The sequence below is a fragment of the Variovorax sp. Sphag1AA genome, from assembly GCF_014192575.1.
GTDB lineage: Bacteria > Pseudomonadota > Gammaproteobacteria > Burkholderiales > Burkholderiaceae_C > Variovorax.
The window spans coordinates 839,000-850,367 of sequence record NZ_JACHYC010000001.1 but is presented as its reverse complement, the minus strand read 5'-3'; the positions used below and the strand labels follow the sequence as shown (position 1 = coordinate 850,367).

The following is an 11,368-nucleotide window of genomic DNA, read 5'->3' as shown; positions in this document are numbered from 1 at the left end:
TCTTCTTCAAAGGACCACATCATGACCAGCGCCGTCATCGTCTCCACTGCCCGCACGCCGCTCGCGAAGAGCTGGAAGGGTTCCTTCAACATGACGCACGGCGCCACGCTCGGCGGCCACGCGGTTCAGCATGCGGTCCAGCGCGCCGGCATCGATGCGGCCGAAGTGGACGACGTGATCATGGGCTGCGCGACGCCTGAAGGCGCGACCGGCTCGAACATCGCGCGCCAGATTGCATTGCGCGCCGGCCTGCCGATCACGACCTCGGGCATGACCATCAACCGCTTCTGCTCGTCGGGCCTGCAGACCATCGCGACCGCTGCCCAGCGCATCATCGCGGGCGAAGGCGATGTCTATGTCGCCGGTGGCGTCGAAAGCATCTCGTGCGTGCAGAACGAAGCCAACAAGCACATGCTGGCCGATCCGTGGCTGGTCAAGCACAAGCCCGAGATCTACTGGAACATGCTGCAGACGGCTGAGCAGGTCGCCAAGCGCTACAACATCGGCCGCGACGCGATGGACGAGTACGGTGCTGCGAGCCAGCAGAAGGCCACCGCAGCGCTCGAAGCCGGCTTGTTCAAGGCCGAGATCGCGCCGATCACGGTGCTGGCTGGTGTGGCCGATCCGGTGATGGGCCTCCGCACCAAGGAAGTGACCGTCGAGAACGATGAAGGCATCCGCGCCGGCACCACCAAGGAAGGCATCAGCGGCATCCGCTCGGCGCTGCCCGGCGGCCTGATCTCTGCCGGTAACGCCAGCCAGTTCTCGGATGGCGGCGGCGCCTGCGTGGTCGTCGACGAGAAGTACGCGGAGCAGAAGGGCCTGAAGCCTCTCGGCCGTTTCCTCGGCTTCGCGGTTGCGGGTTGCGAGCCTGACGAGATGGGCATCGGCCCGGTCTTCGCGGTGCCGAAGGTGCTCAAGCGCCTGGGCCTGAAGGTTAGCGACATCGATCTCTGGGAACTGAATGAAGCCTTCGCGGTGCAGGTCATCTATTGCCGCGACAAGCTGGGCATTCCGGCTGATCGCCTGAACGTCAACGGCGGCGCGATCGCCGTGGGCCACCCCTACGGTGTGAGCGGCCAGCGCCTGACCGGCCATGCGCTGATCGAAGGCAAGCGCCGCGGCGCGAAGAAGGCTGTCGTCACGATGTGCATCGGCGGCGGCATGGGCGCGGCCGGCGTGTTTGAAATCTTTTAACTCGCCCCCAGGCTCGCGCACTTCGTGTCGCTCTCCACCCCCTACCGGGGGCAACCCCAGCGGCCCGGCTAAGCCGGTTCCGCGGGGTTTCTGGCCTTCTCCTCTGGCCGTTGCCTTGAGATCAAACCATGAGCCTTCGTCCTACCCTCGACTTTCTTCTGTACGACTGGCTCCATGCCGAGTCGCTCAATGAGCGCGAGCGCTTTTCCGATCATTCGCGCGAGACGTTCGACGCGGTGCTCGACACCTGCGAGCGGATCGCGCGCGAGAAGTACGCGCCGTTCAACCGCACCGTCGATACGCAGGAGCCGCATTTCGATGGCGAGAAGGTGATCCTTCCGCAGGCCACGCACGACGCGCACAAGGCGTTCGTGGAGTCGGGGATGATGAGCGCGGCGCAGGACTACGACATCGGCGGGATGCAGTTGCCGTATACCGTGCAGGCGGCGGCCAACAGCTTCTTCGCGATGGCCTCGGTCAGCATCGGCTCGAACATGCTGACCAGCGGCAATGCCAATCTGCTGATGGTGCATGGCACCGAGATGCAGAAGGAAGTCTTTGCCAAGAACGAGTTCTCGGGCCGCTGGGCGGGCACGATGTGCCTGTCGGAGCCGCAGGCCGGTTCGAGCCTGAGCGACGTGGCAACGCGTGCGGTGCCGGACGGCGCCGACTTCCAGGACGATCCGCTCGGGCCACGCTATCGGCTCACGGGCAACAAGATGTGGATCTCGTCGGGCGACCATGAGTTGACCGAGAACATCGTGCACATCGTGCTGGCGAAGATCCCGGACGAGAACGGCAAGCTGGTTCCGGGCACGCGCGGGATCTCGCTTTTCATCGTGCCGAAGCGCATGGTCGACACGCAGGGCAACCTGACCGGCGAGCGCAACGACGTGGCGCTTGCGGGCCTCAATCACAAGCTCGGTTGGCGCGGCACGACCAACACGCTGCTCAACTTCGGTGAAGGCAAGTACCCGGTGGGTGGCAAGGCCGGTGCGGTCGGCTACCTGGTCGGCCAGCCCGGCAAGGGCTTGCACTGCATGTTCCACATGATGAACGAGGCACGTATCGGCGTCGGCACCGCGGCAGTGATGCTCGGCATGGCCGGCTATCACGCCTCGCTGGAATACGCGAAGGCGCGCCCGCAAGGCCGGCCTGTCGGGCCCGCTGGCAAGGATGCCGCGAAGCCGCAAGTCCGCATCATCGAACACAGCGATGTGCGCCGCATGCTGCTCGCGCAGAAGGCGTATTGCGAAGGCGCGCTGGCGCTTGAGCTTTACTGTGCCCGGCTGGTCGATGAGCAGAAGACAGGCTCACCCGAAGCCGCCGACGACGCGCGGCTGCTGCTGGAGGTACTGACCCCGATCGCCAAGAGCTGGCCGAGCGAGTGGTGCCTCGAAGCCAATTCGCTCGCGATCCAGATCCATGGCGGCTACGGCTACACGCGGGACTTTCCGGTGGAGCAGTACTGGCGCGACAACCGCCTGAACATGATCCACGAGGGCACGCACGGCATCCAGGCCACCGACCTGTTGGGCCGCAAGGTGCTGATGGAAGACGGGCGCGGCCTCACGCTGCTCGGCGCGCGAATCGCGGATACGATCCAGCGCGCCGCCGCGCAGCCCGCGCTGGCCGGACACGCCAAGTCGCTCGGTGCCGCGCTGCATCGCGTGGCTTCCGCGACGAAGGCCGCATGGTCCACCGGCAACCCGCAGGAGGCGCTGGCCAATGCCGTGCCCTACATGCAGGCTTTCGGTCATGTGGTGCTGGCGTGGATCTGGCTCGACGTCGCGCATCGTGCTCTCGAAGCCGATGCGGCGAAGTCGCAGCCGGCCACCGCGGGCCGCGTCGGCGCAACGGACTTTTTCTTCAACTACGAATTGCCGAAGATCGGCGCGTGGCTCAATGTCGTGGAGTCGCGTGACCCGACTTGTGCCGCACTGCCCGAGGAGGCTTTCTGATGACCGCAACCAAACCGCACGCCACGCTGGAAAAATGGATCTGGATCCTGATCTACGGCGGCTTGCTCACCCTGATCCTCGGCATCGCCACCGGGCGCGAGAACGAGGCGCTCGGCTGGGCCATGGCTGTGCCGGGTGCGGTGGTTGCTGCATTGGGCGTCGTGCTGATCTACGTGCGGTCGCGCCTTTCGAGCAAGAAGTAGGGCCAAGGAACATGATCAAACACATCGTCATGTGGAAGCTCAAGAACCCGGGCGACGCCGCCAGGTTCAAGGCCAAGCTCGACAGCTGCAAGGGCTTGGTGCCCGGCATGCGCGAATTCGAAGCAGCCGTCCGCACTGAAGGCTTCGAAGCCAACGTGGACGTGGTGCTCGTCTCGGCCTTCGACGACAAGGCAGCGCTGCAGGCCTATCTGGAGCACCCGGTGCACGTCGAAGTGTCGGCCGTCCTCGGCGGCCTCCGCGAATCGCGCACCGTGCTCGACTACGAAACCAACTGATTCCGACGGAGACACCATGACTGCAAGAAGCATCCAGAATCTTTTCGACCTGACCGGCAAGGTCGCGCTCGTCACCGGCGGATCGCGCGGCCTCGGGCTGCAGATGGCCCATGCACTCGGCGAGGCCGGCGCAAAGATCATGCTGAGTTCGCGCAAGGCAGACGACCTCGAACAGGCCGCAGCAGAGCTGCAGGCCGCCGGCATCGATGCGCGCTGGATTGCCGCCGATTGCTCGAAGGAAGAAGACACGCGCCGGTTGGCCGATGAAACCCTGGAGCGCATGGGCGCGGTTGACGTCCTGATCAACAACGCAGGCGCAAGCTGGGGTGCACCGGCCGAGAACCACCCGGTCGAGGCCTGGGACAAGGTCATGAACCTCAACGTGCGCGGCTATTTCATCCTCGCGCAGCAGATCGCGCGCAGCTACATGATCCCGAAGAAGAGCGGTCGCATCATCAACATCGCTTCCATCGCGGGCCTGAACGGCAACCCACCCGAGATGCAGACCATTGCCTACAACACGTCGAAGAGTGCGGTGATCGGCTTCACACACACGCTGGCGGCCGAATGGGGCAAGTATGGCATCAACGTCAACGCGATCTGCCCGGGCTTCTTCATGACGAAGATGGCTGCCGGCCTGATCAAGTCGATCGGCGAGGAGAAGATGGCTTCGCATGCGCCGCTCGGCCGACTCGGCGACGACGAAGATTTGAAGGGCATCACGCTGCTGTACGCCAGCGATGCAGGCAAGCACATCACCGGCCAATGGCTTGCAGTGGACGGCGGTGTAAGCGTGGTTCTTGGCGCTTGAGATGACCGATTCCAGCAAGACCATCAACCTGCGGTCCTATACGGACCAGATTCCGTTCGCGCGCCATCTCGGCTTTCAGATCACGAAGTTCGAGGCCGGCGAGTCCGAGATTGAATTCACCGCGAGACCCGAGCACCTCAACACCTTCGAGGTGACGCACGGCGGCGTATGCATGACGCTGCTCGACGTCGCGCAGGCCGCTGCTGCGCGCAGCGAGACGCCGGAGATCGGCGTGGTGACGATCGAGATGAAGACCAGCTTCATGGCGCCAGCGGTCGGCCCGCTGATCGTGCGCGGCAAGCTGCTGCACCGCACCGCGACGATGGCTTTCACCGAAGCAAGGATCTACGACGCACAGGAGCGTGTCTGTTCGCACGCCACCGGCACCTTCAAGTACGTCAAGCGCCGGCTGCCGACCGGCCCCGCGAGCGCCAACGAAATGCGCCCGCCCTCAACAGACTGATTCAGACACGGAGCTTTCCATGCCCACCAACAAGCAACAGATCCTCGACAACCGCCCCGAAGGCGAAGCCGTCGCCAGCAACTTCAAGCTCGTCACCAGCGAGACGCCGGCGCTCAAGGACAACCAGGTGCTGGTCCGCCATCACTTCATGAGCCTTGATCCTTACATGCGTGGCCGCATGAACGAGTCGAAGAGCTACGCCCAGCCGCAGCCGCTCGGTCAGGTGATGCAGGGCGGCACCGTCGGCGAGATCGTCGAGAGCAAGCATCCGAAGTTCGCCGTCGGCGACAAGGTCGTCGGCTTCGGCGGCTGGCAGGAATACAGCGTCGTCGATGCCTCGCAACCCGGCATGCTGCGCAAGGTCGATACGACGCACGTGCCGCTGTCGCACTACCTCGGCGCGGTCGGCATGCCCGGCGTTACGGCCTGGTATGGCCTCGTGAAGATCATCAACCCGAAGGCGGGCGAGACGCTGGTCATCACCGCGGCCAGCGGCGCGGTCGGCAGTGCCTTCGGTGCGCTCGCCAAGGCGCGCGGCTGCCGCGTGGTGGGTATCGCGGGCGGGGCCGACAAGTGCAAGTACGTGACCGATGAACTCGGCTTCGATGCCTGCATCGACTACCGTCAGCACCCGGACGTCAAGAGCATGAGCGCCGCGCTCAAGGAAGCCTGCCCGAACGGCATCGATGGCTACTTCGAGAACGTCGGCGGGTACATCTTCGACGCCGTGCTGCTGCGTGCCAACGCCTTCGCGCGCGTTGCCCTGTGCGGAATGATCGCGGGCTATGACGGCCAGCCGCTGCCGCTCGCGAACCCGTCGCTGTTCCTCATCAACCGCATCAAGCTCGAAGGCTTCATCGTCAGCGAACACATGGAAGTGTGGCCGGAAGCGCTGGCCGAACTCGGTGGATTGGTGGCGAGCGGCAAGCTCCGTCCGCGCGAATCGGTCGCGCAAGGCATCGAGGCCGCGCCCGAAGCCTTCCTCGGCCTGCTGAAGGGCCGCAACTTCGGCAAGCAGCTCGTCAAGCTCATCTGACAAACCTCACGGAGGCCGGCCATGGATGCGACTCACGAAGTCTTCAACCAGCCGGCTCCGCTGACCGGCTACAACCTCTTCGAGACCAACCGGCCGCTGCGCGACGCGCTGAAGTTCAACGCGCCGCAGCTGCACACCGCCGGGCTGGGCCACCTGGGCGCGGCGCTTGGGTCTGCCGAGATGCAGACGCACGCGCGGTTGGCGAACATCCACACGCCGGTGCTGCACACGCACGACCGCTTCGGTCGGCGCATCGACGAGGTGGAGTTTCACCCGAGCTATCACGCGCTGATGTCGACGGCGGTCGGCTCCGGCCTGCACGGAGCGGCATGGGCGGCCTCCGGGCCTTCGCCGCATGTGCATCGTGCCGCCGGCTTCATGCTGTTCACCGAGCTGGAGCCTTCGATCCTGTGCCCGATCTCGATGACCTACGCGGTGGCGCCGGCCTTGCGCGGCAACGCAGCCATCCATGCCGACTGGGGGCCGAAGCTGTCCAGCCTCTGGTACGACCCGAACCTCCAGCCGTGGTCCGACAAGCCCGGCGTGACGATGGGCATGGGCATGACCGAGAAGCAGGGCGGCTCGGACGTGCGCGCGAACACCACCCGCGCCGTTCGCGTGGGCAGTGATGCCTGGGGCGAGCGCTACGAGATCACCGGCCACAAGTGGTTCTTCTCCGCGCCGATGTGCGACGCATTCCTGGTGCTGGCGCAGGCGCCTGCCGGGCTGTCGTGCTTCTTCCTGCCGCGCGTGCTCGACGACGGCGGCCGTAACGCGATCCAGATCCAGCGGCTGAAGGACAAGCTTGGCAACAAGGCCAATGCGAGCTCCGAAGTCGAGTTCCGTGGCGCGAGCGCATGGCTGGTGGGCGAGGAAGGTCGCGGCATTCCGCAGATCCTCGAGATGGGCACGATGACGCGGCTCGACTGCGCCCTCGGCACCAGCGGACTCATGCGGCAGGCCCTGAGCCTTGCGCTCAACCACACTGCGCAGCGCAGCGCGTTCGGCAAGCCGCTCATCGACCAGCCGTTGATGAAGAACGTGCTGGCCGACATGGCGCTCGAAAGCGAAGCGGCCACGGCGCTTTCAATCCGACTCGCGCGGGCCTTCGACCGGCCGGACGACGAACATGAACGCCTGATGGCGCGCCTGCTCACGCCCGTGGCCAAGTTCTGGATATGCAAGCGCGGCAGCCTCCTGGCGCAGGAGGCGATGGAATGCCTTGGCGGCAACGGCTATGTGGAAGAGGGCGGTGAAGGCGTGATGGCGCGCGTCTATCGCGAGATGCCGCTCAATTCCATCTGGGAAGGCGCCGGCAACATCATGGCGCTCGATCTGCTGCGCGGCCTGCGCAAGGGCGACGCGGTCGCGGCCATCGCACAGGAGCTTGCCCCTGCGCGCGGAACCGATGCCGCGCTCGACCGGCTCGCCGATGCGTTGCCGGCGCGCATCGAGGCGATGGCCACGGAAATCGAGGCGCGCCGGCTGGCGCAGGATGTGGCGCTGGCGGTTCAGGCCGCCTTGCTGGCGCAGACCGCGCCGGCCGAGGTCACCAGCGCTTTCTGTGCCTCACGACTTGGCGGCGATTGGGGCCATGCGTTCGGAACACTTGGCTCATCGGTCGATTTCGATGCGATCATTTCGCGCGCGCAGCCGCATTGAATCAACGCAACGCGAAGGATTTCCATGGCAGAACTGATCTTCCATCACTACGCGACCTCGCCGTTCTCCGAGAAGATCCGGCTGATCATGGGCTACAAGAAGCTCACCTGGAAGTCGGTGGTTGTTCCGCAGATCATGCCCAAGCCGGACTATGTGACGCTCACCGGCGGCTACCGCCGGGTGCCGGTGCTGCAGATCGGTGCGGACATCTACTGCGACACCGCGCTGATCTGCGATGTGCTCGAACACCTCACGCCGCTGCCGTCGCTCTATCCCGAGCCGGGCAAAGGCCTGTCGCGCGTGGTCGCGCAGTGGGCCGACAGCAGCCTGTTCTGGGCCGCGATGGCCTACAACCTCAGCGGCAAGGGCGCGGCGGAGGTCTTCGCCAAGGCGCCGCCAGAAGCCGCCAAGGCTTTCGGCGAAGACCGCAAGGCGATGAGCACCAACATGGTCCGCTTGCGGCCGGGTGACGCCACATCGGCCTACAAGTCGTACCTGCGGCGCTTGTCTGACATGCTCGACGACACCGACTACCTGCTCGGCGGTTACCCCACGGTGGCGGACTTTGCGTGCTACCACCCGCTGTGGTTCACCCGCAAGCGCACGCCGTCGATGGCCGAGATCCTGCAACTGACGCCGGCGGTGGTCGACTGGCTCGACCGCATGGCGGGCATCGGCCACGGCACGATGGAGACCTTCGACGAAGCCCAGGCCTTCGAGGTGGCCCGGGCCTCGATCCCGCACACGCTGCTGTCGGACAGCACCTTCCAGGACGACCACGGCATCCCGCTCGGCTCGCACGTGACGATTACCGCCGAGAGCTTCGGACCGGAGCCGACCGATGGCGAGCTCATCGCCGCCACGCGCACGCACTACACGCTGCGCCGCACCGGCGAGCGCTTCGGTACGGTGCACGTGCACTTTCCGCGCATCGGGTACGTACTGCGGAAGGTCGAAGGCTGAGCCGCTTCAGCGATGCGCCGTGACGATGTGCGCCTGGATCTTCCCGTCGATGGGCCCGCTGCCGAAACGACGCACGATGGCAGCTTCGCAGACGGCCGTGGCCTCGGCGAAGCTGGCCGAGCGGGCTTCGATCTCGTTGCGCAGTGGTGTGCCCTCGCAATACGCGAACGCCGCTGCATGCGCCGATGCGGCGCGGCTGCGTGCTGCGATGGTCTCGAAGGCAGGATTGGCGGCGAATCCCGCGTTTGCGAGATCGCGCTCGATCACCGACCGGTCGTAATAGCCGTGCGGCACCCGCACCATGAAGCGTGGCGGATCGGCGGGGAACAGTTCGGCAAGCGCCTGCGTCGAGGTATCGGCGAATTCGTTTTCTTCGATCCGGTCCCAGATGGCGAGCACGAAAGCTCCACCGGGGCGAAGCACGCGACGCGCTTCCGCGTACGCGGCCGACCGGTCGGGGAAGAACATCGCACCGAACTGGCAGACCACCACATCGAAACTCGCATCCTCGAACGGCAGCTTCATTGCGTCCGCCTGTTGCCACTGCACCGGCCGCGGTGTCCCCGTCGAAGCGGCCCGGTCGAGCATGGGCTGGTTCAGGTCCGTGGCGATGATCTCGACGTTCGCCGGCAGGCTTCGCACCATCGCGCGGGTCACGACGCCGGTCCCGGCGGCGGTTTCCAGCACCCGAGAAGGCGACAGGGCGGCGACCCGTGGCGCTGTCTCGGCCGCGTACGGCTCGAAGATCATCGGGACGAGGTACTCGTCGTAGAGCGCCGGGATCGAGCCGGCGAACTTGATGTCCGAAGCAGGAATCGCCATCGCGTGCCTCCTGGGTGGTGTCCGGCGCGATTGTGAACCTGTCGGCGGACTCGTCCTAGCGCTGTGCCAGCAGCAGTTCCTCGGCGTTGATCGGCGGGCGAAGGCCGTCCGGCCTGTCCTTGAAGTAGCGCTCGGTCAGGTCCGCCGCCGACACGTGCCGTGCATCGCTGAAGCCTGCATCGCGCGCCATCTGCACCATCTCCTGCGGCTTGAAGAAGCTGATGAACGGCGTGCCGCTCGCCCTTGCGCCTTTCTCCGCCATCTCCAGCCCCGGCCGCACGTCAGGCTCCGCCATGTCCAGCGGGAGGAGGAAAGTCATGGCGAACATCGATCCGGGCGCCAGCGCAGCGACCTGCCGCAAGGTCGCTGCGTTGGCTTCCTTGCTCAGGTACATGCTGACGCCGGTCGACACCACGATCGCGGGCTTGCTTTCGTCGAAGCCGGCCTTCCTCAGGCCGTCGAGCCAGGATTCCCTGGCCTCGAAGTCGACCGGGACGAAGTGCAGCCATTCGGGCGTTCCGAAGCCCAGTTCGTCCAGCCGTTGCCGCTTCCATGCCTGAGGGCCGGGCGGGTCCACCTCGAAGACATGGAGCCTGGAGGCGATCTCGGGCCTTCGCTGCGCAAAGGTGTCCAGGCCTGCGCCGAGGATGACGTACTGGGTGAGCCCATGCCCGGCCTGTTCAGCCACCAGATCCTCGATGAAGCGGGCACGCGCCACGATGGATGCCGGAAGGGCCGCGTGAACCCAGGGTCCATGTCGCCGCGTTCGCGCCACTCCTTGCCCGGTGCCAGCAACCGGAGACCGACGGTGTCTTCCAGCACATGCGGCGGGGCGTCGACTTCCACATGCAGCGCGCGCCACAACGCGACGCGTGCGGCTGTGCTGTCGGGCGATGAATTGTCTTGAGGGTTCATGTCGATATTTTCGTCAGCCCGGCACTACGGGCACCTTCGCGACTGCGCGGATCGGCTTTCCGTATTTCAATAGCGGTTTCGCACATCACCACTCAAGAGACGAAAGGACACGCGCAAATGATTCAGGATTTCAAGGGCACCACGGCTGTTCTCACCGGCGCCGGTTCCGGTTTCGGCCTGGAGTGCGCGCGCATCGGCGCGGCCCGCGGCATGAACCTCGTGCTGGTCGACGTGCAGCAGGATGCGCTCGACAAGGCCAAGGCAGAGATGGAAGCCGCCGGCGCGCAGGTCTTGGCTCGCAAGGTCGACGTGGCGGACGCCAAGCAGATGGAGGACCTCGCGCAAGCGGTGAAGGAGCGCTTCGGCGCGCCGCATTTCGTCTTCAACAACGCAGGCGTTGGCGCAGGTGGGCTGGTGTGGGAAAACACCGTGGCCGATTGGGAATGGGTGCTGGGCGTCGACCTCTGGGGCGTGATCCACGGCGTGCGCCTCTTCACGCCGATGATGCTCGAGGCCGCCGCCAAGGACCCTTCGTACCGCGGCCACATCGTCAACACGTCGAGCATGGCCGGCCTGCTCACGCCGCCCAACATGGGCATCTACAACACCGCAAAGGCGGGCGTCGTGAGCCTCACCGAGACGCTCTATCAGGACCTGAAGCTTGTCACCGACCAGATCGGCGCAAGCCTGCTGTGCCCGTACTTCGTGCCCACCGGCATCACGCAGAGCGAGCGCAATCGGCCCGGTTCGCTCGCGGCCGGCAAGCTGACCAAGAGCCAGCTCATCGGCCAGGCCATGAGCAACAAGGCCGTGAGCAGCGGCAAGGTGACCGCGGCCGAAGTCGCGCAGAAGGTGTTCGAAGCGATCAGCGCGAACCAGTTCTACGTGTTCAGCCACCCGAAGGCACTGGGCAACGTGAAGAGCCGCATGGAAAACATCGTCGCGATCGAGAACCCGGCCGATCCCTTCCTGGAGCGCCCGGAGATCGGCGCGAACCTGCGCGCGCAACTTCGCGCGGAGTAAGGCGACTCATCCATGG

At 65.6% G+C, this 11,368-nt stretch carries 11 protein-coding genes and 1 pseudogene; 10 read left to right on the top strand and 2 right to left on the bottom strand.

The genetic code is table 11. The annotated features are described in order from the left end of the window. The first annotated feature begins 21 nt into the window (after positions 1 to 21). From FHW64_RS04195 to FHW64_RS04155, 9 genes are all read left to right on the top strand, one after another. A complete protein-coding gene (locus FHW64_RS04195) occupies positions 22 to 1,197 on the top strand; it encodes an acetyl-CoA C-acyltransferase (RefSeq protein WP_184523337.1) in 1,176 nt (391 codons plus the stop codon). Positions 1,198 to 1,325: 128 nt separating this feature from the next. Beyond that, the gene (locus FHW64_RS04190) at positions 1,326 to 3,158 is read left to right on the top strand and encodes an acyl-CoA dehydrogenase (RefSeq protein ID WP_184523335.1); all 1,833 of its coding nucleotides are present in this window, start codon (positions 1,326 to 1,328) and stop codon (positions 3,156 to 3,158) included. Continuing rightward, complete coding sequence (locus FHW64_RS04185) at positions 3,158 to 3,361, top strand: hypothetical protein (protein ID WP_184523333.1); 204 nt, start codon at positions 3,158 to 3,160, stop codon at positions 3,359 to 3,361. The genes FHW64_RS04190 and FHW64_RS04185 overlap by 1 nt, the downstream gene beginning before the upstream one ends. Positions 3,362 to 3,372: 11 nt before the next feature. Continuing rightward, the gene (locus tag FHW64_RS04180; RefSeq protein WP_184523331.1) at positions 3,373 to 3,657 is read left to right on the top strand and encodes a Dabb family protein; all 285 of its coding nucleotides are present in this window, start codon (positions 3,373 to 3,375) and stop codon (positions 3,655 to 3,657) included. A gap of 16 nt (positions 3,658 to 3,673) precedes the next feature. After that, entirely contained in the window at positions 3,674 to 4,468 is a 795-nt protein-coding gene (locus FHW64_RS04175; RefSeq protein ID WP_184523329.1) for an SDR family oxidoreductase, read from the top strand. Position 4,469: 1 nt separating this feature from the next. After that, entirely contained in the window at positions 4,470 to 4,931 is a 462-nt protein-coding gene (locus tag FHW64_RS04170; RefSeq protein ID WP_184523327.1) for a PaaI family thioesterase, read from the top strand. 19 nt (positions 4,932 to 4,950) lie between these two features. Then, a complete protein-coding gene (locus tag FHW64_RS04165) occupies positions 4,951 to 5,967 on the top strand; it encodes an NADP-dependent oxidoreductase (RefSeq protein WP_184523325.1) in 1,017 nt (338 codons plus the stop codon). A gap of 21 nt (positions 5,968 to 5,988) precedes the next feature. Next, on the top strand, positions 5,989 to 7,629 hold the full coding sequence (locus FHW64_RS04160) for an isovaleryl-CoA dehydrogenase (RefSeq protein WP_184523323.1): 1,641 nt from the start codon (positions 5,989 to 5,991) through the stop codon (positions 7,627 to 7,629). Between the two features lie 24 nt (positions 7,630 to 7,653). Further along, positions 7,654 to 8,592 (top strand): glutathione S-transferase family protein, encoded by a 939-nt coding sequence (locus FHW64_RS04155; RefSeq protein ID WP_184523321.1) that lies wholly within the window; start codon positions 7,654 to 7,656, stop codon positions 8,590 to 8,592. Between the two features lie 6 nt (positions 8,593 to 8,598). Here FHW64_RS04155 and FHW64_RS04150 read toward each other — a convergent pair whose 3' ends face one another. Both FHW64_RS04150 and FHW64_RS04145 read right to left on the bottom strand, forming a co-directional pair. Further along, a complete protein-coding gene (locus FHW64_RS04150) occupies positions 8,599 to 9,414 on the bottom strand; it encodes a class I SAM-dependent methyltransferase (protein ID WP_184523319.1) in 816 nt (271 codons plus the stop codon). Positions 9,415 to 9,469: 55 nt separating this feature from the next. Beyond that, positions 9,470 to 10,329, bottom strand: a pseudogene (locus FHW64_RS04145) (class I SAM-dependent methyltransferase). A 117-nt stretch (positions 10,330 to 10,446) separates the two neighbouring features. Here FHW64_RS04145 and FHW64_RS04140 point away from each other — a divergent pair. Then, positions 10,447 to 11,352 carry an SDR family oxidoreductase gene (locus FHW64_RS04140; protein WP_184523317.1) on the top strand — a complete coding sequence of 302 codons (906 nt, stop codon included), beginning with the start codon at positions 10,447 to 10,449 and terminating at the stop codon, positions 11,350 to 11,352. Positions 11,353 to 11,368 lie beyond the last annotated feature (16 nt).